The sequence below is a fragment of the Pantoea sp. Taur genome (genome assembly GCF_009830025.1).
Lineage (GTDB): Bacteria > Pseudomonadota > Gammaproteobacteria > Enterobacterales > Enterobacteriaceae > Pantoea > Pantoea communis.
Genome location: NZ_SZZZ01000003.1, coordinates 409050 through 433739, shown reverse-complemented (window position 1 = coordinate 433739; position 24690 = coordinate 409050). Strand labels below are relative to the sequence as shown.

Below are 24690 nucleotides of genomic sequence, written 5' to 3'. Positions count from 1 at the left end.
TAACTACATGGGAATCCGTTTAGCTTCGAGCCTGCACCAAAAAGGGTGCCTGGGACTCTCATAAATCAAGGAGAAAGTGTGCGCCAGATCATACAAACCTTTACATTCCTGTTACTGATTTCGTTCACTATTTCTGTTGCCAGAGCCGCCGATAAGATGGATTTCTGGCTGCAACCTCAACATGGCGGCAACAGTTTTAATCGCATTCCACCCAATACTGCTTATTTCAATGCTCTCCACACTTACGGTGCCTCTTGGGTGCGGCTCTCCTGGGATAAATGGCCCACCAAACAGCGTGATTTTCTGCTGGGCAGTGCGGATCGCTACCAGGGATTAGTGGCGGAAGATGTCGCCACTTTGAGAAATGTGCTGGATAACGCTGAGGCAGCAGGGTTGAAAGTGGTGATTACGCCGCTTTCCTTACCCGGCATGCGCTGGTCACAAAATAACGGCGGACAGTTCGACGACCGGCTGTGGCAAGACAACGCTTTCTGGCAGCAAAGTGCCCGTTATTGGCGTGACCTTGCGGCTGCATTGCAAGACCACCCTGCAGTAGCGGCATACAACATCATTAATGAACCCGCACCGGAGAAAATGGGCGGTCTGGACGAACATGCGTCTGCCGCAACCATGAAAAGCTGGTATCTGCAGCACAAGGGTACCGCGCGGGATTTACCGGAGTTTTACCGCACCGTGATTGCGGCGATTCGCGAAGTCGATCAGCAGACGCCGGTGATGGTCGACAGTGGCTGGTACGCTGCCGCCGATGCCTTCACGTATTGGCCACAGCCGCTCGAAGATAAACGGGTGTTATATAGCGTGCACATGTATGAGCCTTATTCCGCCACCAGTGCACCGAATGCCAAACGCAAAGCGCCCTGGCCTTACCCGGGTAAAGTCCCGTTTGCGGGATTGCAGCAACAGTGGGATGCACAACGCGTAGCAGAATATTTAGCGCTACCGTTTGAGTGGGCGAAATCGCACGATGTGGCCCGCCATCAAATGGTGGTTGGTGAGTTCGGTTGTGTCCGCACCTTACCAGGGTGCACGCAATATCTGGAGGATGTGTTAAAGGTGCTGGATCAGCAGCAGTCGCACTGGGCGTTTTACAGCTTCCGGGAAGACAGCTGGGATGGGATGGATTACGAATTGGGCGACAAGAAAGTACCGTGGCAATACTGGCAGGCTGCGGAGCGGAATCTACCCGATACCGTTCCACGCCATGCGACGAAAGAGTTTGAGCCTATACGCAAACGCTTAGAACGATAGTGTCTTGCTAAGAAGAAAACGATCATAAGCCATGGTTAAAGCAGGCTGCCGAATACCTGACAAAATCTGAATACCTTACCTGATACCGCGCCATCGCTGGCGCGGTCATCCCCGTCACCACGGGTGCCGAGTTCTATTCCCGAAATCTGGCAATAGATATCCGTTTTTCGCATTTGTGATCGCTGCACATCTTACTGAGAATGGCTGCGGGACGTTCAGAGGATGAAAATTTCTTTCCGCCGTAAGGTGAGAAAGAAGAAAAATACATCGCTACCTCAACGCCTTTTCCCTACAGGGAAACATTTATATATATCAGGAGAAGGTTCCAGTGAAACTCGCCAAAGGTATCACCTTGCTTGCACTTGCATTGAGTGCGCACACCGCGTTTGCCGCCGATCAATCCGTCCCAACTGACAGCTCACTCCATGTTCAGGACGACCCTGCGCTGAAAAGCCTGCTGCCGGCGGATGTGGTTAAGCGCGGCTACATCGTGGCAGGAACCAACCCCAACACGCCGCCGACCACCTTCTATAAAGAAGACAACAAAACCCTGGCCGGACGTGAAATTGACGTGATGAACGCCGTGGGCGAACGCTTAGGGATCCAGGTCCAGTGGCGTGACACCGGCGGTTTCGACAACATCATTCCCGGCCTGAAAACCGGTCGTTACGATGTTGCGCTCTCGAACATTAATGCCACCGCGACCCGCGCCAAAATTATCGATTTCGTGAGCTATTACGATGCCAGTCTGTTGGGCATTATCTCGCGCAAAGATGCCAATGTGGCACCGTTCAAAACCCTGGACGCCGTGTGCGGCCTGGAAGTTGGCGCAGGTTCAGGCACCACGCAGGTGACGCGTCTGGAAGAAGCCAGCAAAGCCTGTGAAGCAGCGGGTAAAAAACCGATCAAAGTATCCGTATTCCCGGATCGTCCAGCCGGTGTTCAGGCTGTCGTCAGCGGTCGCGTACCGATGTTCCTCGGCCCGTACGAAGGTCTGCTGTGGCAGGCGAAGGTGATTAAACCTATCACCCTGAGCGGCGAAATCACCGTGCATGACGCGCCCGTTTCTGTGGCTTTCCCGAAAGATTCTGCGCTTGAGCCTGCGGTGCAAGCGGCACTTAACTCGCTGATCAAAGATGGTAGCTACCAGAAGATCCTCGACAACTGGGGCATCGGTTTTGGCGCGGTTAAAGAATCCAAACGTAACCAGGAAATCTTTCAATGAGTGATGTACGTGACCACACCGATGATTTGAAAATTGTCGGCAAACGTTACTACGGACGCTGGCTGAGTGCGCTGGTGGTGCTGTTGTGCGTCGTGGCAATGGCGCACTCGATGATTAACAATCCACGCTTCGAATGGAGCGTGATTGCGGAAAACTTCACCGGCGAATCGATCCTGCAGGGCGTATTAATGACGCTGCAACTGACGGCGATTTCGGTGGTGCTGGGCTTTGCGTTTGGTACGGTGCTGGCGCTGATGCGCCTCTCATCCAACCCCGTGCTGGTGGGCGTGAGTTGGTTCTACACCTGGTTTTTCCGAGGTGTGCCGATGCTGGTGCAGCTATTCCTGTGGTACAACATTGCCGCACTTTATCCAACGATTTCACTCTCTATTCCCGGATTGGGCGAGCTGTGGAGTACCCAGTCTAATGCGTTGGTGAGTCCATTCAGTGCGGCAGTGATCGCGCTGGTGATGCATCAATCTGCCTATGCCGCAGAAATTGTGCGTGCCGGTATCCAAAGCGTAGGAAACGGACAACTGGAAGCCGCACGTGCGCTGGGTTACCGCCCCGCGCAGATTTTCCGACACACGGTGTTGCCACAGGCAATGCGCGCGATTATGCCCCCGGCGGGAAATGAAATTATTGGTCAGTTGAAGACCACGGCGGTGGTGTCGGTGATTTCCCTGCAGGACGTATTGTTCTCCGCGCAGATCATTTATCAGCGTACTTATGAAGTAATTCCGCTGCTGCTGGTGGCGACGCTGTGGTATCTGCTGATGACTTCGGTGCTGTCGATTGGTCAGTTCTACGTTGAACGCTATTTTGGCCGTGGCGTAACGCGCCGTGAAAAACGCAGCCTGTTTAAATCATTGCCGGGCTTTAGCGCGCAGAAACCTGAAAGGAGCGTGAGCAATGGCTGAAGCGATCGCCTTACGTAAAGTCACTAAACGCTTCTCTGGCGTCACGATTCTGGACGAAGTGAATCTCGATATTCCTGCCGGTTCTGTCACGGTCATTCTTGGGCCTTCTGGTTCGGGGAAATCCACTTTGCTGCGCTGCATCAACCACCTGGAAAAACTGGATGGCGGCACCATTCGGATTGGTGGCGAAATCATTGGCTACAAGCAGAAAGGCCAGGCGCTGCATGAGTTAAGCAGCAGTGAGATTGCGCGTCAGCGTGCGCAAATTGGCATGGTGTTCCAGCAGTTCAACCTGTTCCCGCATCGCACGGTGTTACAGAACATCGTTGATGCACCGATGCGCGTGAAAAAGCAGAACCGCCAACAGGCGACCAGCAAAGCGCTGTCACTGCTTAAGCAGGTGGGGCTGGCAGGGCGCGAAGAGGAGTGGCCGCAGAATCTTTCCGGCGGACAGCAACAGCGTGTGGCCATTGCGCGCGCGCTGGCGATGGACCCGGGTGTGATGCTGTTCGATGAGCCGACATCGGCACTGGATCCAGAACTGGTGGGCGAAGTGTTGCAAGTGATTAAGCAACTGGCGCACTCCGGCATCACCATGGTGATTGTGACGCACGAGATTGGTTTCGCGCGCGAGGTTGCCGACAACATTGTCTTTATGGAAGACGGCAAAATCGTGGCAGCTGGACCCACTCAACAAGTCCTCGACGACCCGGAAAACGGGCGCGTAAGAAACTTTATTGCAACGGTGCTCTAAGCACCGTTTTTCATTTTTGACAGCCAGGAACAGTGATGACGCAAAAACCGGTAATGCACAGCGCCCACTGGGGCGCTTTTCATGCCCAGCAATCGGGCGACCAGCTCACTATCGAACCCTTTAAAGGCGATCCCGATCCCAGCCCGCTGCTGCAAAATTTCCGCACCGCTTTAAATCATCCGGCACGCGTCTCGCGCCCGATGGTGCGTCGTGGCTGGCTGGAAGAGGGCCCCGGCCCCGATCAGCGCCGGGGCAATGACGAATACGTTGCGGTTAGCTGGGAGCAGGCTTACGAATTAGTAGCGCGTGAATTGAAGCGCGTGGGCGACACTTATGGCCCAGAAGGCATTTTTGGCGGTTCTTATGGCTGGTCGAGCGCCGGCCGTTTTCATCACGCACAGAGCCAGGTGCACCGTTTTCTCAATACCACACTGGGCGGTTACGTACGTTCAGTGAACAGTTACAGTTCGGGCTCTGCTTCGGTACTGCTGCCACATATCGTCGGCGACATGAATGAGATTGCGCGGCGCGGCGTGAGCTGGGAAGAGATTGCTCAGCACAGTGAAATCGTCATCGCCTTTGGCGGCCTGGCGCTGAAAAACTCGCAGGTGGCGAGCGGTGGATTAAGTGAACACACCGAGCGCGGTTTTATGCAGCAGGCTGCACAACGCGGCACACGTTTTATCTCAGTAAGCCCATTGAAAAGCGATCTACCCGACGAAGCTAAAGGGGAGTGGCTGGCCTTGCGTCCAGGCACCGATGCCGCCTTTATTCTCGGTGTTCTGTCCGTATTGATTGAAGAACAGCTAACGGATGAAGCATTCCTGAGTCGCTATACCGTGGGTTGGCCGGAAATGGTCGCTTATATCCTTGGTGAAGAAGATGGCACGCGACGCGATGTCGCTTGGGCGGCAGAGATCTGCGGCGTCAGCGCGGCCTTTATCGCTGATTTTGCCCGTCACTTACCCGGTAAGCGTGTGCTGGTCACCGTTGCGCATGCGCTGCAACGTTCGGAGCACGGCGAACAACCGGTGTGGCTTGGGCTGGTACTGGCCGCGGCGCTGGGCCAACCGGGTTTACCGGGCGGCGGTTACACCTATGCGCTGGGCGCGTTGGGTCACTACGGTAAGCATCACAACCTGGTGAGTTTCCCGGCGTTACCGCAGGGCAAAAATGGCATCGATCGTCTGATCCCGGTGGCGCGCATCTCAGACATGTTGCTCAATCCCGGCAAACCGTTCGACTACAATGGTCGCCGCCTGACCTATCCGCATATTCGTCTGGCTTACTGGGCGGGCGGTAATCCGTTCCACCACCATCAGGATTTAGCGCGACTCCGTCAGGCATTTTGCCAGCTGGATACGCTGATTGTGCATGAGATTGCGTGGACGGCCAGTGCACGGCATGCCGATATCGTATTGCCCGCGACCATGACGCTGGAGCGAGAAGATATCGGCGGTGCGCCAACCGATCGCCATCTGTTTGCTATGCAGCCGGTCGCACAACCGCACGGCGAAGCCAAAGACGATTACGCCATTTTTGCTGAGCTGGCGCGCAGGCTGGGACGTGAAGAGGCATTTACTGAAGGTCGCGATACGCGTGGCTGGCTGAAACACCATTACGCGCAATTGCAGCAAAAGCTGGCAACGCATCAGGTCGACATTCCCGATTTTGAACAATTCTGGCAGCAGGGCGTGCTGGAATTGCCGCAGCTTAAAGACGGTGGACGGATGATGAATGCCTTCCGCGCCGATCCGGATGCTGCACCACTGCCAACGCCGAGCGGGAAAATCGAAATCTACTCGGCGACTATCGCCAGTTTCGATTATGAAAACTGCCCCGGACATCCGGTGTGGCGAGAGCCGCAGCAAAAGCCCGATGCCGACCATCCGTTCTGGCTTATCGCTAACCAGCCCGCGACGCGTCTGCACAGCCAACTGGATTTTGGTGATTACAGCTTGAGCGGTAAACGTGATGGGCGTGAGGTGTGCAGCCTGAATCCTGCTGATGCCGCCTCGCTGGGGATTACCGACGGAGAGATTATCGAGCTATACAACCAGCGCGGCCATGTACTCGCCAGCGCGCGTGTAACCGACACGGTGATGCCCGGCGTGGTGCAGCTACCGACGGGTGCCTGGTACGACCCCGTCGATCCCACCGCGCTGCGGCCTTTATGCCGCCATGGTAATCCCAACGTATTGACGCTGGATATTGGCACGTCGTCGCTGACTCAGGGTTGCAGTGGACAGATCACCGTAGTTCAGGTGCGCAAATACACCGGTGAACTGACGCCGGTGCAGGCATTTATCCCGCCGCAATAAACAACAAAGCGGGCTTGTGCCCGCTTTAGTTACTCTTCAGGCTGCAACCACATCACACGCAGACGATGTCCATCAGGATCGATGGCGGTAAAGGTGTAGCCAAAATCCATCTCAGCGGGAGACTGAATGATAGTGATCTCCCGGAACGCACCCCATTCGTTGTAAAGGAAATCCACGTCCGCTTTGTGTTGCACCTTGAAAGTGATTTCACCGTTGGGCGTGAACTGCTGGGTATCCACAGACGGCAGAACGGTGTATTTCGACCACAAACCCAGTTTGAATCCGTTCTCAAAAACAAACATCGCAAAAGTGGGCGTGACATTGATTGGCTTGATATCAAACAGCGATGCATAAAAGTCGGTGCTCTTCACAACGTTCGGGACGTACAGAATGGTCATATCAGCAGTGAACATGGTTTTTCTCCTTGTGTGTTTACCGCTGCAGAGTACGAGAGGGCTGTGACAGAATCTGTCAGTAGTCAGCTACGGTATACAGATATCTTTTCGTCATCGTATGTCTTAACAAAAAGTCCTTTTCAAACGGTCTCGATTTTTGAGTCGGTCTAAATGATTACGCTCAGTTCTTGAGTTAAAATCCGCATAACAAAATGGAGTGGAGGTGAAAAATGGACTTAAAAAACAGGTTTGAAGACTACACAGAAGCAGAATTCACTCATTTGGTGAGTGAGATCTTTAGCGCTGAAGGAAGTGACAGTTATCAGGACGAACTACTTGAAAACTTCATTGCGGTGACTCAGCATCCTGATGGATCGGACCTGATTTATTACAATTATGACGATGACCTCACGCCTGAAAAAGTTGTCGCGACAGTAGTGGAATGGCGTAAGAAAGCGGGGTTGTCTGAACTCCGTTCTTAGTCCTCGCTGTGCGCAATATACGATATTAAGGGAATAGGGCATCAACCTTAACATCTACTACGAGTAGACAATGCCTGTGTTAAAGAACCACTCGCCGCTGTGTTGAACTACATTAATCATCAGATCCTGTGCCAGAGCACTGCCACTTATAAAAACCAGCAGAGATAAAATAATGCAGTAAGCCGTTGGTTTCATATAACCCCCAGAAGGTTAAGTATCTTTAGCGTTAAAATGTGTAGCTGTAATTCATGCTGAAGAAATAGATATCAGGATTATGATAAGTGCCTTTCAGCAAGGGGTTGGCTACGCTGGAGGAGTCCATTTTTAGATATTCAAACGCAGCTCCGACATTGCTGGACTGTGTGACCTGATATTGTGCGCCTACACCGAAACGCCACGCTTGTCCTGATGGCATCGTCATAGAAGTATCATTTTGATTACGGTAGAAGCTACTGTCATACGCAACACCCGTATTTAAGCGCCAGCGATCGTTCGGGCGATACTGGACACCCAATGCGGTATGCCAGGTATCCTTTAACCGGTTATCGCGTTGAAGGGCATCACCTGATACGTAGATCTGGTTTTCGCCATACTGACTCCAGTTCTGCCAACCCAGATCGCCCATCACTGACCACTGCTGATTGAAATCATGCACCAGACTCAACATCAGTTGATCCGGTGTATTGATTTGCGCAGAAAGCGGCAGGTTATATTCAACATCAGGCAACTGAGGAAAACGTGCCTTTCCATCGATACTAAAATGATATTCAGTTTTGCTGGTGTAATTGAGACCGACGCGTGTCTTATCCGTCACATCAAACAACAGGCCAGTACGGAAATTTAATGCCCAGTCATGATCGCTCGCCTTCTCGTCCACGCCCTCCACGTTGCGTGTTAATGACAAATATCCGTAGTTAATGCCTAAACCAATACCCCATGACAACCGTGGGTTAATTTTCCACGCAAGGGCGGGACTGAGCGTCATGCCAACCAGCGTACTTTTCTTAATCAGCCGGTCGCCAGCCCATTCACCAAAGTCGAGCCCCAGCCCGTAATTGCCATAAAGGCCTATTCCTGCAGAAAGGTCATCCGTCAGACGATGGTGATAAAACAGGCTGGCACCGGGGAACCAGCCGATGGTATTGCCGGGGCTTTTGCCCTGATAGCCGGCATCACTATCAAGGCGGTAGGGTGTGTCACCGTAAAGTGCCTGCAATCCCCCGGTAATCATGTTGTCCGGCAGGCGTGTCATGCCTGCTGGGTTAGTCATCAAGGTTGAGGCATCTTGTGCACGTGCCGCTTGTCCCGCACCCGCCAGGCCTGTGTCTTCCGTCGCGATTTCATATAAATATAAACCGCTGCTGTGAGCCTGACTGGCATAAATAAAACCTGAAAGAGTGAGGATACGTAGCAAAGATTGGTGTGCGTTCTTGTCCATCATGGCATCCTCATTGTTTTTCAAAGGTTGGGCAGCGAATGTTCCCAATCATTGCCTGATACTCTTGTTGACGCCCTCCCTTTAATGCACTGCCCGCTGCGCTGAGCGATTGATGATTAATCTGGCTGTTAAGAAAGACGGATTTCACTTTCTCATCGGGGACAGTTTGAGGAATATCACAATGCGTTCGCAGGTCTTTAATCATGACCTGTTCGTTTAATGCATGGGCCAGCGTATCGTAAGGTGACGCCCATACAGACATCGATGAAACTAATAAGGTCGTTAATATAAACATTTTCATAGTATTATCGCCTCTGCTTATGACTTTATTTATTACTCGCTTATCTCAATTTAAAAACTGAATGTTCAGGCCAGCAAATATCTGCCATCGAGGTTGACCTGGGCCATGATCGGCGACTGAACCCTGCGGTTCGATAAAGAAGTTGTAAACCGTTCCCTGACTTTTAATCACCTGCCCAATACCTAACCCTAAAGGAACGCCGTAACTGTCATTCTGGAAATTATAGTTCCAGATGGGAGCCGATCTCAGATAGGTTCCTCCGCCCAACTGGAAAAACAAGAAAGGCTGGAAAGCCGCGACGTTAACATCACTGCGGTTGCTCTCTCCTGCAAAGCTATGCTGCCAGGAAGCCAAATAGCCGTATTGGAATTGAGGTGAACTGGCGTCGAAAAGCACGTTCACCAAACCAGCAGACCATTTTTCACTGCCTAATTCGTCCTGTGTCGCGGTTGGTGCGGTCAATTGCGGACCAAAACCAAAGCTGACAGCCGGATTTCCCGTATCGATTAACCATGCGGTAAACAGGTTGAGATCGCCTAAGCCTGTCTGGTGTCCTCCTGTTGGAGCAGAAGGCCAGGTATTAATCGGCAGAGAGGCGCGCAATAGCCAGTTACTTTCACCCAGAGAGAAAGGCTGGGCATAGCGGAACCAGAATTGATTGGCATCTTTATCACTGCCGCTCACATCACCTATATAGTAGTTCTGCATATTAAATGCAGTCATATTCGCCAAAGGGTTATTTGCTTGCGCAGAATCTCCACCCCCTTCAGCGGCAAAGACCGTTATTGGAAGTGCGATTACACTTGAGAGAAATATTTTTTTAAGCAGTGAATTCATAAAAACCTCCAGAGTATTGATTTCAGTTTCAACATGATGGACGAAATTATTGAATAATCTTTTCTTGCGACTAACCTGATGATATTTCGTATTGGATAACTGGCTTGGCCGGCCCTTTAGTTTCATCGAATTGCAGTAAACGTCCTGTATTTGCCAGTACCATTAGGGTACTCAGATTGTGTAATAGAGCTGCAATCAGCGCGCCAGCTGCACCTAATAAGCCCAGAGCCGCCGCCGAAACAATAAGGAGTGTCCAACCTAAACCGATAAAAACATTCACCACTAAAGTCCGTCGGCATTTGCGACTTAATCTTATCGCTGTCGGTAATCTTCTTAAGTCGCTACCCGTTAAGACGATATCAGCAGAAACCATGGCAATATCAGCGCCGTTTGCGCCCATCGCCATGCCCACTGCACCTGCTTTAAGGGCCAGAGCATCGTTAATTCCATCTCCTACCACCAGTGGACGCCATCCTTCGCTGACGGCTTTTTGTACCTCAAGCAATTTTGTGGAGGGTAGCGCCTGTGCAACCACTTCTTTTATTCGCAGAGTTTGCGCCACCTGGTTTGCGGCTGAATGCCGGTCACCGGTGAGCAATAAACGCCTCTCAATGCCCAGTTTTTCCAGTGACTCCAGCGCTTCTGACGCTTCCGGTCGGAGGGTATCAGCAAGAAGCAACCATCCTAAAAAATGGCCTTGATGTGCTAACCCTACAATGGGGCCGTCATGTTCCGGCGTGGCTGTGGGGGTAACTGAATACGCAGCGAAGAGATCTGCTCTACCCAGTAATGCGATACCCGTCTCCGTTCTGGCAACAACACCCAACCCCTGTTTTTCTTCGACATCGCTGATCTCTGGCCAGTATTCTTTAGCAACACTCGCAGCCAATGCGTGGCTCACCGGATGGCTGCTGGTGGCACCAAGCGCGGCAGCAAGAGCCAACACATCCTGATAGATAACTCCGTCTACCAAACGTGAATCCATAACGCGCAAGCGGCCCTGAGTCAGTGTGCCGGTTTTATCGATAATCAGGGCATCCACATCCGCCAACTCTTCAAGAAAAGCGGCATTACGGATCAAGATGCCATGACGTGCGGCAACAGCTATGCCAGCCATGGACGTTGCGGGGGCAGAAAGTACCAACGCACAGGGGCAAGCGGCGACCAAAACGGCCAGCATCGCCTGACTGTCATAGGTTAAAAACCAGGTACTGGCGGCGATCAACAACACAAGGATTAAGTAATGGGATGCGTAGCGTTCAAGTAATCGGGTAACAGGAGGCTTGGCCTGTTCCGCATCCTTCATCAATGCGATCACTTTTCCCAGTGTAGATTCATCACCGGTATGGGTGACCGCCATGCGCAGCAAACCATTCAGATTAATGGCACCGCCATAAATCATATTGCCGGGCACCGCTTCCTGAGGGACGGATTCTCCCGTGATCGAAGCAACGTCAAGGCTGGCATAGCCACTCAATACTTTCCCGTCAGCAGGGACGCTATCTCCGGCACGAATCTCAACAATGTCGCCGACCTTGAGCGATAAGCTGTCCACCTCTTCAAAGGTTTCATTGCTGTGCAATCGTCGGGTTCGGCTCCGCGTCAATTGGGTCAGCCCGGCAATAGCCTGACGTGTTCCCATCACGCTGCGCTCTTCGAGAATGTGGCCAAAGATCATCAAAACAGGCAGTAGTGCGGCGGTGATCAAATCGCCCAGCGCCCAGGCACCCAGCATTGCCAGAACGATCAATAAATCAGTGACGCCATGCAAATCGGGATGTCTTAGGCTATGCCAGCCTGCCCGAAAAACCGGCACCGCCACAATGAGCCACGCGACTCCCGCCAGCAGATCGCTTATCGCAGATTGTTCAGGTGAAAAAGTTCTCCACAGCAGGCTCAACAGAATGAGGCCAATCGTGGTCATTGCCAGGGTTAGCTGGATGGCCATATGGCGTCGTTCTTCGGGTGTTAACAGACCCTGACTGAAGTTGGGATGAATATGACCATGACTGCAGTGGTGGCTCATGGGAAGCTCCCGTAAATTTTTTGCGAGGAGGGGGTTGAAGTCGAAGCACCTGGGGCGGGGCCCTGCAGCAGCAATTGGCTGCTATTACCCGGTGCAACCGTAATGACCTGACCGGCAGAAGAGAGAATGTGCGTAATATTTTCCCGCCAGAGCCTTGGTAGCAGTCCCACCGCTGAACCTTCAGCTCGAGCCTGCGCCAGTTTGGTGATGGTTTGGGTGGAAACTTCCGCCTGAGCACGTGTTTCACTGCTGGTCGCCTCCGCCTGTTGCAACAATCGATCGGATTGTTGCTGAGCCTGCTGTAATCGCAGTGTGGCTGCGTTTTGTGCCTGAGCGATATTTTGTTCGGCTTGCTGACTGGCAGTCAGAACTGAATCAAAAGCGGAAACGGCATCGAAGGGCAAGGATGACGCAATGTCAACGCGCTCAATTTCAATGCCTGACGCGTTGCCGTTAGTCGCAAGCTGCTGGAGGTCCTGCTGAATTTTCTGCTTTAAGTCTGACCGCAGTTTTGAGCGGGCCTGCGCTGAATCACTATCATTCTGAACGCTTTCCGGACGAGCAACCAAAATGGTGTCCAGATCGCGACTGGCACTGACAATGGTTGCTGCATGCAGCGCCAGACGATCGATCAGCGCATTGATATGGGGGCGTTGAATCACGAACCGCAATGGGTCATTGATGCGATAGAAAATCTGCATATTGAGCTGGACCACCCCCGCATCTCCGGTGAGCAGGTAACCCGCTCCAGCTCCCGCATCGGATTCATACTGTTCAGGTGAAAGTTGCTTCAATTGCTGACTGCGCTGCAATGGCAGCACATTATGCTGAAGAATTCGGGCTGGACCTGGAATGACCTCAACGTTATCGACAGGATTTGGCCAGGCGAATAACACACCCGAATGTTCTACGGCGATGGGTTTGCCAAAACGCAGCACTACCGCCTGGCTATCCGGTGGAATCTGATGAAAACTCGAAAATAGCCAGGCCAGAGCAGCCAGTAACGTTGCAGCATACAGACCGAAAAAGGCGATGCGATAAGATTGTCCCCAAGGGGAATAGAGGGTTGACGGGTTTTTCATGGTGCGGGCCGCTCCCCGTCATTGGGTTGCTGTACCAACGCTCTGAAAGGCGCCGCATTTGTGCTCAGCACAATGCGCGTACTTTTATTGACCACATCATTCAACGTATCCAGAGAACGAAGCAGATTGTAGAGCTGTGGATCCAGTGAATACGCCTTTGCATAAATCGTCGCAGAGTCCCGTTGAGCCTGAGCCGTGATAGTTGCGGCCTTAACAGATGCATCAGCTTCCAGAACGCGTGCATCCCGATCCGCTTTAGAGTGGATCTCTGCGGCCATGCGTTTCCCTTCGGCGGTGCGTTCTGTTGCTATCGTCTCGCGTTCAGCGCGCATCCGGTCAACCGTCGCGTTTAGGGTCACCGCGGGTAAAGTCAGCCGTTCAATGCCGACATCAATCAGCTCGACACCGTAGCTATTCAATAGCTGCTCTTTTAATTGCGCTTTAATTTGCTGTTCCAGCTGTGGAATTTTTATCTGTTTACCATCAGTGTTCACGATTTCTGACAGGGCATAATTACTGGTGGTGGTTTCCAGAGAGGATCCGATGAAGGTACGGATTTGTCGTGCGGCTTCATCTGGCTGATTCTGGACCGCGCGAATGAAACGCAGGACATGTGACGCGTCAGGCGAGACTTTCCAGATGGCCCACGCCTGAACGATGATTCGCAGTCCATCCCGGGTCCCCACATCCTGTAGACCACTTGAGGTCGAACGACTACGCAAATCAACTTCCATTGGCGTTTCAAATGGGGCGGGTAAACGCCATGCAAGGCCGGGATTCAGAATGACCCTGACTGGGCTGCCAAAGCGGGTGATAACGGTGGCACTTCCTGCATGCACCTGGACTAAGCAGGCTATCAGCAGTGTGAGTACAAGAAGTAAAGCCGCAACTAAATAGCGTTTCAGGCCGCCTTCATTTTTACGTGTACTGCCATTGTTTTTAAAAACTTTGCCAATTTTGTCGGATTCGACAGCTGATGAGATTGTTCGAATTTTCATTATGCGCCGCCCTTTAATTATTCACGTCTGAGGATTGCCAGAACTGTCTTAAGTCGAGGATGGGAGCGTGCTGCTTCGAAATTTCATCATCCAGAATAAGAAGTGGCGTATGCGACAGGGCTTTGCTGAGAATCTGGTAGCGTCTTTCATTCACAAAGGCTTCCGGATTCATCTTCCATGAATCATTTTCAGCGTTAGCACGCGTTAGCGCATTATCTGCCATCGCTTGCTGTTCATGAGAAAAGGCCTGGGCGGTATTAATGGCGGTCAGGGCAACACGCTGGGAATCATTGGCGAGTGCGGCAGCGTAACCTTTCTCTCGCGCAATCAGCGCATTGGCTGCGATTTGTGCTGCCTGAACGCCGTGATAAGCATTGGCAGCGCCAGCGGGGGGATGAATAGATTCAACGCGTGTGAAAAGTAGCTCCACACCGATATTCATTTTATTCAGACGTTGTTGAATTTCTTTATTCAGAATAACCGACATACCAGCACGTTGTTCATTTAACAAGACATCAAGTTGTTGGTGCGCAAAATATTGCGTAAGGACTTGCCTCGCCACACGCTGAATGGTGGTAGGGATATCGTCCGCTTGATACAGGCTGTTCATGGCATCGGTATCATTCATGCCAACACGCCAGATGAGTCGAATGTCCATATTAACTATCTGGAAGCTTTGCTTTTCACCTGCAGCACTGGCGATGACTTGCGCCTGATCGGTGGCATGTGTGTTGTCCCACAGACGCCAACTCTCCTGAGGGGGTGGCCCCTCAATGAGGTCGTCGATTTTGGGTGCAGAGGTTTTAACCGGTGGAAGCTCATCACTCAGTTGCAACTCATAAACGGCTCCGAAGTCTACCGGACGCACTCGACCAAATGGCCATGGCAAACCGACATGCAAACCCGAGGATAAAACTTTGACGGGCTGTCCAAATCGCTCGTAAATGCCGCGCTGAGCAAGCGGTATCTGATGGAGCCCACTGATTAACCAACCCACAACAATAATACTCAGCAGCACAGGCGTAAAAATGCGCGCTATCAATGCAAATGCCTGGATCTTTCCAATATCTACACCGAAATGCTGATAAATCTTTTTTCTGACTATCAATAGTGGATGAAGTGGCCAGCGATAATATTCAGCAACGATACTTTTACTCAGGAAAGGCGAACGCCATCCTGCCCTGGGCAGAGTAAAAATACTCGTAACAGTGCGCAGCACAAATTCGGTTGCGATAGCGAATAAAATCGCACCAGCTATATAAAGAACCACAAGTGAGACTTTAGGAATGTAAGTGTAAAAAGCTAACGCTATGGTGATCGCCAACAAGATGCTTAATAACGCTCGCGTCAGTCCTGTGAGCATTGAATGGAGTGGCCACTGGCGTATGGGTTTGAAACTGAGCATGCGCTCACCGACCAACACGGAAAAACAAGCGGCCAGTAAAATGCAAATAACAGGAACTATCCCAGTTTTTATCGGCGTCAATAAAAAGGTATTGCTGAAGTTTGTCACCAGCATATAAATAGCCAGGACCGAACATGCGGCGGTTAACATATGTTGGTAGACATAGGTTAACGAGGTTTTGATGCCCGGCGACTGCAATTTCCTCCAGTATCGTTGGGCAAAACGTGGCTCTGGGGATTTTTCAGATGAAACTGACGTGTTGGGAGATGAAAGGTTCAGTGTTAGGTTTTCTAACACAGCAAAAACCAGCAAACATGCAGCAACGAGAGGTCGGGCGAAGATAAGCCAAGCCTGAAGCCCCGCATTATTATTAAGGTAGTCATAAACAAAGCATGCGAAGAAAAGCAAAATCAGGGCTAAGGATCGATACCACCTTAGACTTTTCCGTGCTCTCCAGAAAACATGTTGGTTATTCTCGTCTCTGAGGTTCGACATTATAAATTCTCCACCAGATCATCCAGGATTAAATGAAGCAGAGGGTAATTGAAAAGAATCGCGTTGCGCTTTAAGCAGTCCTAAACACACTATTGATATAATTATCAAACAAACAGTTTTTAGAATGCGGGCTACTTCTTTCGAAATAGCCCGCTTACCATTAAGGGGTGACGATGTTAAACCAGAATTCAAATTTATCCATTGAATTTAGCAACACATTAAGCTTGTCAGCATCGCCAGTGATTTTGATTTCACCCTTGTCCTGAGCTTGCTGTAAAGTTTCATCCTTAAGAATGATCTTGTTCAGTGTTTCACGACTCAAGGTCAAAGTTGCATCAGCATTATCAGCCTGAGAGTTAGCGCTATGGTTAAGCACGCCATTTTCCAGTTCAAGCTTGTATTTACCGCCGTCTTTGCCGAGATCCACATTCAATGTGGCTTTAGCGTCAGCGGCTTTTTCGCCATTGATATGTACCGCGAGATAATCAAAGAACATCTCTGGAGTCATTGCCCTGACGGTATCCGGGCTGGCGGTGTTAGGCGTCGGGCCTTTCACCACACCGCTGCGTAATTCCTGCGCGCCAGTAAGGTAGAAGTTACGCCACGGACCTGATTCAGCCTGATATCCTAACTGCTCAAGGGCATCCGCCTCCAGTTCGCGCGCGGCTTTGTTGTTCGGATCTGCAAATACAATTTTACTGACGACCTGAGCGACCCAGCGATAGTTGCCCTGTTCATAATCAGTTTTAGCCTTCTGCATGATGCTATCAGCACCGCCCATATACTCGACGAATTTCTTCGCGCCTTCTTCTGGTGGCAGTTCATCCAAAGTAGCAGGGTTGCCGTCGAACCAGCCAAGGTAAAGAACATAGGTGGCTTTAACGTCATGACTCACGGAACCATAATATCCACGGTTAGCCCAGGTGTTAGCCAGTGCTGGAGGAAGTTTAAACTTGGCCGCGATTTCGTCTCGCGTCAGGCCTTCATTAGCCATTCGCAGTGTCTGGTCATTGATATAACGATAAAGGTCGCGCTGAGATCTCAGTAAGTTGTTGACGTTATCATTGCCCCAGGTTGGCCAGTGATGCTGAGCAAGAATAATTTCAGCTTTACCGCCCCAACGATTAATGGCGTCATTGATATATTTTGACCATGGCAGCGGTTCTCGAATTTTCGCTCCGCGCAGTGAATAGGTATTGTGCAGGGTGTGAGTGACATCCTCTGCGGTTTCGATAATCTTTTTCTCTTCGATATACCACAGCATCTCAGAAGGTGCTTCTGAACCCGGTGCCATCATAAATTCATAGGTCAGCCCGTCGATGGTGTGCTTTTCACCTGTCTTGGTGATGTAATCGGTCGGTGCAATCAGCGTAACAGTACCTGCTGATGTTGTCGTACCTAACCCTGCACCCACTTGCCCTTTAGGATCCGCTTTGAGAAGGTTGCCGTACATATAACTGGCACGGCGGCTCATCACGTTACCCGCCATAATATTCTCTGCGACCGCCGCATCCATAAATCCTTCAGGGGCATAAATTTTGGTTTTACCGGACTTAACGTCCGCTTCGTCAACTACGCCACGCACACCGCCATAATGGTCAACATGACTGTGGGTATAAATAATGGCGATGACAGGTTTCTTACCTCTGTTTTTGTAATAGAGGTCCATACCTTCTTTTGCTGTTTCAGCAGAGACGAGGGGATCAACGACAGTGATCCCGTTCTTACCTTCAATGATTGTTATGTTAGAGAGATCCAAATTTCGGATCTGATAAACGCCTTCAGTCACTTCAAACAAGCCGCTTATGTTAATTAACTGAGACTGACGCCATAGGCTGGGATTGACCGTGTCCGGTGCTTTTTCACCCTCTTTAATGAAGGCATATTGGGCAGGATTCCAGATGACATTGCCGGCTTCGCCTTTGATGACCTCCGTTGGAAGTGGGGCGATAAACCCCTTGTGCGCATTAGTAAAATCAGTGTTATCAGAGAAAGGTAACTGGTCATACAACGCATTATTCGCTTGTTGCGTGGGGCCTGCTGCATCTTTTCTTAGCTCGTCTGCTGCTTGAACAAATGTTATTGAGCTCAGTGATGCGGCAAGTGCCATATACACCATTAAAGGCTTCAGTTTCATAATTGTCCTCAAAGATAAAATATCTAACAGTTTGAATTTAATGACTGAAGGATGAGCCTACCAGGAGGTATTCCATGCTCCTGATAGGTGGTACATGGCGAAATGGGAAATTACTCGAAACATTTCGATTTAAACGTAGTACACCGCTGTGCTTAATCAAATGTTAGTGATGGATTTAAATTTATTTAATTTAAAATGTTGACGGCGCTCAACTAATTACAATTAAATCTCATCGCAATTCTGAGTGTTTTATTTCTGATTTTTCAATGCTATGGATTGAAAATGGCACTTACCATGCAACTTTGTTGTAATAATATCACATTAAATTTAAGTGGTTGTTTTCGCATCTCTCGCTACTAAATTTTGAAGGGGTGGTAGATTTATTGGGTGGCGCAGTTCCAGAGAAAACGAATTATTTAACAATCTATTTACATTTCAATTGTTTTTTATGAAAATATCACTAAGCCATGTTGTGGTATATATTTTCATTATTTCAATGCGTTGGCTTTTCGCTGCTGGACTTTTAGGTCGGTTTTTTATTCATTTGATAATGATGAGGATCGGTACTAAAAATTTTGATCAATCACAATTTCAAAAATCAGACAATTCCTAAGGAGGGTTGTATGTTGCTCAATAGAATTAATAGTCTGGAGATTAAACTCTGGGAGAAGTTTATCCCCATATTTGCCAATCACTTAGGCTGTAAAAATGAAGACCCCTACAACTACTTTTCCGTTTACTTTAGAGACACCGATGACGCCTGTTACCTTCTCTCTGGGGCCAACTATGATCATGAGAAAAAAATACAACATGTATTATTATTGGAGGAAAAAGATAAAAACATGGCCGAAGTTAAGTTGCCAGCACTAGTAGAAATGAAATGTGAAATCACTCATTTTAAGAAAAACAGTTCTTCAGTCTATTACAACATAATCTCCTTTGGTCTGGACAGATACACTAAGTTATTTTTTTTAAAAAGAACGATATCCAGGGGGAAGGGAGGGGTTATTTCACTTGTGACCTCTAACACTTTAAGCCTGAGTCACAATCGTTGCGCCATTTTGAAAATAATGCTCAACGAGCACATTAAACTTAGAGCAGGTCGTCGAACTAATGGTTTTAGCGAGCAAGATGTTTTAAGTATTATTCATGGCCGATTATGGTATAAACACATTCGGCAGGAGGAATATAAAGTTAAGCTCAGGTTACTACTGGAATCATTAGTTATAACGGGCGACTTAAGTGAGTCTGATGGAATTTATTATATTCAAGGAAAGTCGATCAACACTATTGTGGATTATGAAAAAGAGTTGTCCTTAAGTAAACACCAGGCAAAGGTTCAAAATAATATCCTCAGGCTGACTATTGTCTTAACAGCTCTGCTGGCTATCATCATCCTTATGCTGCTTGCATTGGCGGGTGTTGTTGATCTCGAAAATGTCTGGAGTAAAGTGCTCGAAATCAAACCGGTCAGATTTTTGATGAAATTCATATAATCTTAATAATTTGCCAGCCTCGATAAGCGCTTTAACCAAGGGCAATTTAGGGTTTTATGTGCCGAAATAAACATAATCGAATTTATTGATGTTTTATCACTCCCTCACTCCCTCACTCCCTCACTCCCTCACTACCACCAGTATCTGCCAGGTTATGCCGTCGCTTAAATAAGCAAACGAGCATCATTTGCATGACTCACAACGAAATAAGCTTCCCGCGAATCTGATGTAGGCTTCTTCTATGATAAGAGAGGGACGTTTTGACTCAGCGACAGCAAGGGGCAGACGCCCGGCGTGAACTTTTAGTCGCACTCGCGCTCAATATCCTGATAATGCACGCAGGATTTAATTTATTGAACGCTCTAAACGGAGAGATGAAATGGTCAATGACTACTTTGCACCACCACCAATGGGTATGACGCCGGAACAACACAAGCGGACCATCGCTGTGGCGGCCGCTTTAGCTGTGGCGAAGGAATCCGTCAGTGCCTCAACCTCCGCCAGCGGTTCAAAAGCGTCGTGGGATCTTCAGGCAGTTGCCAATGAAATCTCCAACCTGGCGGATGCGATTCAGGACGCGCTCGAGCCAGAAGACCAGATTTAACCGCAGGTGACTGCACACATGACGGCTGTTTTGGCCGTCTTGTGATTTTTTTTAAAAATATTTTCTCTACCCTGCATCCAGTTGTGCCCCTCCTTACGTATATCCCGTTGTGAGCAACTCCTTCGCTCCCCTACAACGAGGATTTATGATGAAAAAGCTAATCACCACTGCAGTCATCTCAGGCGCGTTAATGTTCACTGCCACCACCTTCGCTGCCATGAATTCTGATTCTGTCATGGTCGGCGGTGCCGCCATGTACCCGCAGAAAAACATCATTGAAAATGCCCTCAACTCTAAAGATCACACCACTTTGGTTGCAGCAGTAAAAGCGGCGGGATTAGTGGAAACACTGCAGGGTAAAGGTCCCTTTACCGTGTTCGCGCCAACCAATGCCGCGTTTGCGAAATTGCCTGCTGGCACCGTGGATAATCTGGTGAAACCGGAAAACAAAGCCAAATTGACCAGCATCCTGACCTACCATGTCGTGGCCGGTAAATACGATATGAAAGCGCTGGAAATGAAAATCAAACAAGGCGGCGGTCATGCGGAACTGAAAACCGTTAACGGTCAGCCTTTATGGATTATGAGCAACGGTCCTCACAATATTCAGTTGAAAGATGGCATGGGCAATGTGGCCAATATCAGCACTTATGATGTGAACCAGAAAAATGGTGTGATCGACGTCATCGACACCGTCCTGATGCCTAAGTAATTGTCTATACTCGGAAGGCATTTCAATGCCTTCCGGGAAAAACATGGATAACGTTTTGGCTCAACAGCAGGTGAAATTATTGCGGGCGATTGCACAAGGCGATCGCCCGGCATTTGAACAACTGTATCGACTCACTTCTCCGCATTTGTTTGCAGTTGCATTGCGCACTTTACGCCAGCCAGCCTGGGCAGAAGAAGTGCTGCATGATTGCTTCCTCACCATCTGGAATCGTGCCGACAGCTATGATGCCGCACTTAGTGCACCCATGACATGGATGACGCATATTGTGCGTAACCGCTGTATCGACTGGTTGCGCAGTGGGCAGGCGCGTGAAACGCTGGCGTCAGAGGAATACAGTGACAGTACTCAGGAAACGGATACTGATAATACAGAGCAGCCGTTCGATGATTCGCAGGCGGCTCGTTTACAACACTGCTTGCAGCACCTCAGCAGTGAGCAACGGCAAAGTGTGACGCTGGCTTACTACCAGGGGATGTCGCACAGCGATATTGCCGCCTGGTTACAACAGCCGGTAGGGTCAGTGAAAAGTTGGATCCGTCGTGCGATGGAGCATCTTCGGGAGTGCGTGGGCCTATGAACAACAACAAGCAACATGATGACGCACTCGCGGCCGAATATGCATTGGGGACACTGCGCGGCAATGCCCGTTTGCGCTTTGAACGGCGACTACAGCAGGAGTCTGAACTCGCTGCGAAAGTCGCCAGTTGGCAGACGATGTTAACTGGATTAGATACGCATTTGCGGCCTCAAACGCCGCCTGAACGCGTCTGGAAAAAAATCACCTTAAGCCTGCCCGCCAAAACACCGGTCAAACGCGCCAATCCTTACGTCGGTTGGCTGGTTGCCGCGGGGCTGGCGGCGTTCACGCTGGTGTCATACTACAACCATCGACCGGATGAGTTTGCGCCGTTGATTATCTTGGGCGATGCCCAGCAGCAGGGGCAATGGGTCGTGAGCCGCAGCAGCGACAGTCATTTATTACAGCTAACGCCGCTCAAACCTGTCGTCCTCAACGCGGCAAATAGCCTGCAACTCTGGCTGATTCCTGCTGGCAAGCAGCCAATATCATTAGGCTTGCTGGCTAACAATGCGGCGACCCGAATTGAGCTGGACAACAAAACGCTGGCGGCAGGGAGCACCATTGCTATCAGTCTGGAACCACAAGGTGGCTCGCCGACGGGATTACCAACGGGGCCGGTATTGTATAGCGGTTTACTCTAATCCTTCGGAATGGCAGGTGTTATCCGATTTCTGACATACACTCAATGTGCACAAGGTCGTCAGGAATAACACCATGGCTCCATTGCAGCGCAGGAAAGACGATTGGGTTAAACAGGATTGGCACACACGCGACGAGATGGTTGCTCACGCCTTGTCGCTGAATTTGCTCTGGTTAGGCTTCATTAGTACCGGCTTTGCCGTCATTATTCTGCTACGCAATAGCTTGTTTCCCGGCTACGACCAAAATCTACCGGCCAGCCATCACACGCTATGGGTGGTTGACGGTTCCATGCTGTGCATTATTGTCCTGGTACTGTTTGCGATCCTGGTCGTTAAAAGCCGACGATTACCCCCAATCACCAGCAAACTCATTCTTGCCATTTTGTTGTGCTGGCAAGGTGTGCTCTGGTCAGTCTGTGCTTATCAGTTTGTTGCCGAGTGGCAATTACCGTTTGCTTATCCGTTCAGCGTGATGTTGATGCTGTCCGCGATGGCTGCGCTGTATGTTTATCCCCTCGCATTATTCCTGTTTATTATGCCGATTTTACTGGCGCTGCTGCTGGCGAGTTTGCATCTAAATCAGGGGATTAATAGCCATTTTCTGCTGATCTGGATGTTCTTTGGTGTGATTCTGATCACCGGCAGTCTGTTGCTGCAACGATGGTTTACGTTAGCCTGGCAGCGGCACAGTGACAATCAGTTGCTGATATCACGTCTGGACATGTTGGCACACCAGGATGCCTTAACGGGGGTGGCCAATCGACGAGTACTCGATGATTACCTTGCATTAATGCTGTCTCAACAAAAGCCTCTGGCGGTGATCATGCTCGATGTCGATTACTTCAAACGCTTTAACGATCACTATGGTCACCAGGCCGGCGACAGTTGTCTGAGCCAGATTGCTGACGTGCTTAATCTCTCTGTGCGCACACCAGAGGATTTGGTGGCGCGTTACGGCGGTGAAGAGTTTGTCTTGTTACTGCCGGAAGCGGCAATGTCACAGGCTATGACGGTGGCGGAACGCATTAAAGCAAGGTTGATTGCCACTGCGATCCCGCATGCAGCATCAGACGTTAGTTCAGTGGTCACCGTCAGCATGGGCATCGCTGTTTCAACAGGCCATACGCCAGCCAGGGCCCTTATCGCCGCAGCCGACGCGGCGCTATATCGTGCCAAGCAAGCCGGACGCAATGGTATTGCGCGGTGACGCTTCAGGAGTCGCGCATCACCACTCAACAAATTAAGGTTTAGCGGGCGCAAACATCGCTATTTTCGGGCAACTCACCTGTTCGATGTGCTGATGATAACCCGCCTGATTTTTCTTTTTCAGCGCATCCGCCGCGCTCACGATGGCATCGTGATTGTCCGCGCTGTTGAGAAACACCTGCTTAATGCGATCGTCAGGAATATCCTGCGCCAGATGGCAGTGAGCGCGCAGGTCAGTAATGATCTGCTGTTCGCGCAACGCATAGGACAGGTTGCTATAAGGGGATTTCGCCACCGCGAGAAACGAGATCATCACCAGCAGTGTGCTAACGCCAGTTTTCCAGTACATAGTGCCTCCTTTAAGGGGTGAGATAGTGATAGCGAGTAAAATAACTATCACGAATCTATGTATTGAAGAGTGATCGATAATCAGCCGTTCGGGTAGTTTTCTTTTGCAGATTCAGCCACTGCCCTCAAGGCGATGGCATAAAATGGTCGCTTCTGAGGATGATCATGGATCACGATACCCATTTTCCAGCCGCACCTGGTGATAATCCTTCCAGCGTTTGAGCAGTTGGTGACGAGTGCCAGGATAATATTCCTCACTCACTACAATCTCTTCTATGCGATCGACGCGGAAGTTGCGAAATTCCTGGCGAAGTTCGCACCAAGCGCACAGCAGGCGCACTTGGTCAAAATAGCCCAGCACCACTGGCCAAATCACCCGGGTTGAAGTGGCGTCTTTCAGATCTTTGTATCGTAAGGTGATCTTGTTGCGCGTATGGATTGCCTGGCGAATTTCGGGCAGATGAGTTTCAAACAGCACTTCACCACGTGTGGCAACCAGCAGCGATTGATGATCGAGCGCGTGAGATAAATGTTCCGGCAATACGGCGTGGATTTTAGCCAGCGCATGTTGTGCGGCAGATTTCAATTCGGCATCGGTATGGCGACTGACCCAGTCCAACCCCAACGCCAGCGCATCGAGTTCATGGCGCGAGAACATCAGCGGCGGCAGATGCCCATCCGATTTCAACAAATAGCCCAAACCCGCGCTGCCCTCAATCTCAACACCTTGCTGTTGCAAGCAGATGATGTCGCGATAGACGGTGCGCACGCTAATGCTGAGTTGCTCCGCAAGATGCTGCGCAGTCACCGGATAGCGGTGACAACGTAACAATTGCACAAGCTCCATCAGTCGCTGGGTTTTGGTCATGGTGTGTGCCTAAGCTAAGAGTCTGGCAGTCAGGAGCGGTTCAGGCCGCACGCCCAGAGTGGATTCCAGCGCAAGTACGGCGATAAGACCTGTAGTTTAATACGGCACTCGTCATCCCGATAGACGCAA

Annotated in this window: 23 protein-coding genes; 12 read left to right on the top strand and 11 right to left on the bottom strand. The window is 50.3% G+C overall.

The window, feature by feature from the left end; all coding sequences use genetic code 11:
- Positions 1–78 precede the first annotated feature (78 nt).
- The 5 genes from FD744_RS06640 to FD744_RS06620 all read left to right on the top strand — a co-directional run bounded on the left by FD744_RS06640 (position 79) and on the right by FD744_RS06620 (position 6489).
- Positions 79–1269: a glycoside hydrolase family 5 protein gene (locus FD744_RS06640; RefSeq protein WP_373424367.1), complete on the top strand. Its 1191-nt coding sequence runs from the start codon at positions 79–81 to the stop codon at positions 1267–1269.
- Positions 1270–1597: 328 nt separating this feature from the next.
- Complete coding sequence (locus FD744_RS06635) at positions 1598–2494, top strand: ABC transporter substrate-binding protein (RefSeq protein ID WP_160867770.1); 897 nt, start codon at positions 1598–1600, stop codon at positions 2492–2494.
- Entirely contained in the window at positions 2491–3414 is a 924-nt protein-coding gene (locus tag FD744_RS06630; RefSeq protein ID WP_034827514.1) for an amino acid ABC transporter permease, read from the top strand. Before FD744_RS06635 ends, FD744_RS06630 begins: the two co-directional genes overlap by 4 nt.
- Positions 3407–4168: an amino acid ABC transporter ATP-binding protein gene (locus tag FD744_RS06625; protein ID WP_058961754.1), complete on the top strand. Its 762-nt coding sequence runs from the start codon at positions 3407–3409 to the stop codon at positions 4166–4168. The genes FD744_RS06630 and FD744_RS06625 overlap by 8 nt, the downstream gene beginning before the upstream one ends.
- Positions 4169–4203: 35 nt before the next feature.
- Positions 4204–6489, top strand: coding sequence for a molybdopterin-dependent oxidoreductase (locus FD744_RS06620; protein ID WP_160867769.1), 2286 nt, complete (start codon positions 4204–4206; stop codon positions 6487–6489).
- A gap of 29 nt (positions 6490–6518) precedes the next feature.
- Here FD744_RS06620 and FD744_RS06615 read toward each other — a convergent pair whose 3' ends face one another.
- Positions 6519–6902 carry a VOC family protein gene (locus FD744_RS06615; RefSeq protein WP_160867768.1) on the bottom strand — a complete coding sequence of 128 codons (384 nt, stop codon included), beginning with the start codon at positions 6900–6902 and terminating at the stop codon, positions 6519–6521.
- A 212-nt stretch (positions 6903–7114) separates the two neighbouring features.
- On the opposite strand from FD744_RS06615, the gene FD744_RS06610 reads away from it, so the two are divergent.
- Complete coding sequence (locus FD744_RS06610) at positions 7115–7366, top strand: bacteriocin immunity protein (protein ID WP_160867767.1); 252 nt, start codon at positions 7115–7117, stop codon at positions 7364–7366.
- 226 nt (positions 7367–7592) lie between these two features.
- On the opposite strand, the gene FD744_RS06605 is transcribed toward FD744_RS06610, so the two are convergent.
- The 8 genes from FD744_RS06605 to FD744_RS06570 form a co-directional block, all read right to left on the bottom strand.
- Positions 7593–8807, bottom strand: coding sequence for an OmpP1/FadL family transporter (locus tag FD744_RS06605; RefSeq protein ID WP_237449354.1), 1215 nt, complete (start codon positions 8805–8807; stop codon positions 7593–7595).
- Positions 8808–8814: 7 nt separating this feature from the next.
- The gene (locus FD744_RS06600; RefSeq protein ID WP_160867766.1) at positions 8815–9105 is read right to left on the bottom strand and encodes a YicS family protein; all 291 of its coding nucleotides are present in this window, start codon (positions 9103–9105) and stop codon (positions 8815–8817) included.
- A 45-nt stretch (positions 9106–9150) separates the two neighbouring features.
- Positions 9151–9942, bottom strand: a complete 792-nt coding sequence (locus FD744_RS06595; RefSeq protein ID WP_237449353.1) for a hypothetical protein — start codon at positions 9940–9942, stop codon at positions 9151–9153.
- Positions 9943–10012: 70 nt separating this feature from the next.
- Positions 10013–11968 carry a heavy metal translocating P-type ATPase gene (locus FD744_RS06590; RefSeq protein ID WP_237449352.1) on the bottom strand — a complete coding sequence of 652 codons (1956 nt, stop codon included), beginning with the start codon at positions 11966–11968 and terminating at the stop codon, positions 10013–10015.
- The gene (gene hflK / locus FD744_RS06585) at positions 11965–13050 is read right to left on the bottom strand and encodes a protease modulator HflK (RefSeq protein ID WP_160867765.1); all 1086 of its coding nucleotides are present in this window, start codon (positions 13048–13050) and stop codon (positions 11965–11967) included. The genes FD744_RS06590 and hflK (FD744_RS06585) overlap by 4 nt, the downstream gene beginning before the upstream one ends.
- Positions 13047–14048 carry a protease modulator HflC gene (gene hflC / locus FD744_RS06580; RefSeq protein WP_160867764.1) on the bottom strand — a complete coding sequence of 334 codons (1002 nt, stop codon included), beginning with the start codon at positions 14046–14048 and terminating at the stop codon, positions 13047–13049. The genes hflK (FD744_RS06585) and hflC overlap by 4 nt, the downstream gene beginning before the upstream one ends.
- A gap of 13 nt (positions 14049–14061) precedes the next feature.
- The gene (gene hflK / locus FD744_RS06575; RefSeq protein WP_160867763.1) at positions 14062–15948 is read right to left on the bottom strand and encodes a protease modulator HflK; all 1887 of its coding nucleotides are present in this window, start codon (positions 15946–15948) and stop codon (positions 14062–14064) included.
- 160 nt (positions 15949–16108) lie between these two features.
- The gene (locus FD744_RS06570) at positions 16109–18067 is read right to left on the bottom strand and encodes an alkyl/aryl-sulfatase (protein WP_373424370.1); all 1959 of its coding nucleotides are present in this window, start codon (positions 18065–18067) and stop codon (positions 16109–16111) included.
- 641 nt (positions 18068–18708) lie between these two features.
- Here FD744_RS06570 and FD744_RS06565 point away from each other — a divergent pair.
- The 6 genes from FD744_RS06565 to FD744_RS06540 all read left to right on the top strand — a co-directional run bounded on the left by FD744_RS06565 (position 18709) and on the right by FD744_RS06540 (position 23346).
- Positions 18709–19581: a hypothetical protein gene (locus FD744_RS06565; RefSeq protein ID WP_160867761.1), complete on the top strand. Its 873-nt coding sequence runs from the start codon at positions 18709–18711 to the stop codon at positions 19579–19581.
- 379 nt (positions 19582–19960) lie between these two features.
- Positions 19961–20185, top strand: coding sequence for a hypothetical protein (locus FD744_RS06560; RefSeq protein ID WP_100704068.1), 225 nt, complete (start codon positions 19961–19963; stop codon positions 20183–20185).
- Positions 20186–20333: 148 nt separating this feature from the next.
- A complete protein-coding gene (locus tag FD744_RS06555; RefSeq protein ID WP_160867813.1) occupies positions 20334–20897 on the top strand; it encodes a fasciclin domain-containing protein in 564 nt (187 codons plus the stop codon).
- Between the two features lie 43 nt (positions 20898–20940).
- Entirely contained in the window at positions 20941–21495 is a 555-nt protein-coding gene (locus FD744_RS06550) for an RNA polymerase sigma factor (RefSeq protein ID WP_160867760.1), read from the top strand.
- A complete protein-coding gene (locus FD744_RS06545; protein WP_160867759.1) occupies positions 21492–22139 on the top strand; it encodes an anti-sigma factor domain-containing protein in 648 nt (215 codons plus the stop codon). Before FD744_RS06550 ends, FD744_RS06545 begins: the two co-directional genes overlap by 4 nt.
- A gap of 136 nt (positions 22140–22275) precedes the next feature.
- Positions 22276–23346 carry a GGDEF domain-containing protein gene (locus tag FD744_RS06540; RefSeq protein ID WP_160867812.1) on the top strand — a complete coding sequence of 357 codons (1071 nt, stop codon included), beginning with the start codon at positions 22276–22278 and terminating at the stop codon, positions 23344–23346.
- Between the two features lie 33 nt (positions 23347–23379).
- On the opposite strand, the gene FD744_RS06535 is transcribed toward FD744_RS06540, so the two are convergent.
- Positions 23380–23694, bottom strand: a complete 315-nt coding sequence (locus FD744_RS06535) for a YicS family protein (RefSeq protein WP_160867758.1) — start codon at positions 23692–23694, stop codon at positions 23380–23382.
- A gap of 162 nt (positions 23695–23856) precedes the next feature.
- Complete coding sequence (locus FD744_RS06530; RefSeq protein WP_160867757.1) at positions 23857–24561, bottom strand: YafY family protein; 705 nt, start codon at positions 24559–24561, stop codon at positions 23857–23859.
- Positions 24562–24690: the final 129 nt, after the last annotated feature.

What these genes read in the sequence shown, in the direction of transcription:
- FD744_RS06625 (WP_058961754.1), top strand. Translation starts at nt 3,407, where the DNA reads ATGGCTGAAGCGATCGCCTTACGTAAAGTCACTAAACGCTTCTCTGGC.
- FD744_RS06560 (WP_100704068.1), top strand. Translation starts at nt 19,961, where the DNA reads ATGGTCAATGACTACTTTGCACCACCACCAATGGGTATGACGCCGGAA.
- hflK (WP_160867763.1), bottom strand. Translation starts at nt 15,948, where the DNA reads ATGTCGAACCTCAGAGACGAGAATAACCAACATGTTTTCTGGAGAGCA.
- FD744_RS06615 (WP_160867768.1), bottom strand. Translation starts at nt 6,902, where the DNA reads ATGTTCACTGCTGATATGACCATTCTGTACGTCCCGAACGTTGTGAAG.
- FD744_RS06540 (WP_160867812.1), top strand. Translation starts at nt 22,276, where the DNA reads ATGGTTGCTCACGCCTTGTCGCTGAATTTGCTCTGGTTAGGCTTCATT.
- FD744_RS06600 (WP_160867766.1), bottom strand. Translation starts at nt 9,105, where the DNA reads ATGAAAATGTTTATATTAACGACCTTATTAGTTTCATCGATGTCTGTA.
- FD744_RS06595 (WP_237449353.1), bottom strand. Translation starts at nt 9,942, where the DNA reads ATGAATTCACTGCTTAAAAAAATATTTCTCTCAAGTGTAATCGCACTT.
- FD744_RS06570 (WP_373424370.1), bottom strand. Translation starts at nt 18,067, where the DNA reads ATGGTGTATATGGCACTTGCCGCATCACTGAGCTCAATAACATTTGTT.
- FD744_RS06545 (WP_160867759.1), top strand. Translation starts at nt 21,492, where the DNA reads ATGAACAACAACAAGCAACATGATGACGCACTCGCGGCCGAATATGCA.
- FD744_RS06610 (WP_160867767.1), top strand. Translation starts at nt 7,115, where the DNA reads ATGGACTTAAAAAACAGGTTTGAAGACTACACAGAAGCAGAATTCACT.
- FD744_RS06550 (WP_160867760.1), top strand. Translation starts at nt 20,941, where the DNA reads ATGGATAACGTTTTGGCTCAACAGCAGGTGAAATTATTGCGGGCGATT.
- FD744_RS06535 (WP_160867758.1), bottom strand. Translation starts at nt 23,694, where the DNA reads ATGTACTGGAAAACTGGCGTTAGCACACTGCTGGTGATGATCTCGTTT.
- hflC (WP_160867764.1), bottom strand. Translation starts at nt 14,048, where the DNA reads ATGAAAATTCGAACAATCTCATCAGCTGTCGAATCCGACAAAATTGGC.
- FD744_RS06530 (WP_160867757.1), bottom strand. Translation starts at nt 24,561, where the DNA reads ATGACCAAAACCCAGCGACTGATGGAGCTTGTGCAATTGTTACGTTGT.
- hflK (WP_160867765.1), bottom strand. Translation starts at nt 13,050, where the DNA reads ATGAAAAACCCGTCAACCCTCTATTCCCCTTGGGGACAATCTTATCGC.
- FD744_RS06590 (WP_237449352.1), bottom strand. Translation starts at nt 11,968, where the DNA reads ATGAGCCACCACTGCAGTCATGGTCATATTCATCCCAACTTCAGTCAG.
- FD744_RS06620 (WP_160867769.1), top strand. Translation starts at nt 4,204, where the DNA reads ATGACGCAAAAACCGGTAATGCACAGCGCCCACTGGGGCGCTTTTCAT.
- FD744_RS06555 (WP_160867813.1), top strand. Translation starts at nt 20,334, where the DNA reads ATGAAAAAGCTAATCACCACTGCAGTCATCTCAGGCGCGTTAATGTTC.
- FD744_RS06605 (WP_237449354.1), bottom strand. Translation starts at nt 8,807, where the DNA reads ATGATGGACAAGAACGCACACCAATCTTTGCTACGTATCCTCACTCTT.
- FD744_RS06630 (WP_034827514.1), top strand. Translation starts at nt 2,491, where the DNA reads ATGAGTGATGTACGTGACCACACCGATGATTTGAAAATTGTCGGCAAA.
- FD744_RS06565 (WP_160867761.1), top strand. Translation starts at nt 18,709, where the DNA reads ATGTTGCTCAATAGAATTAATAGTCTGGAGATTAAACTCTGGGAGAAG.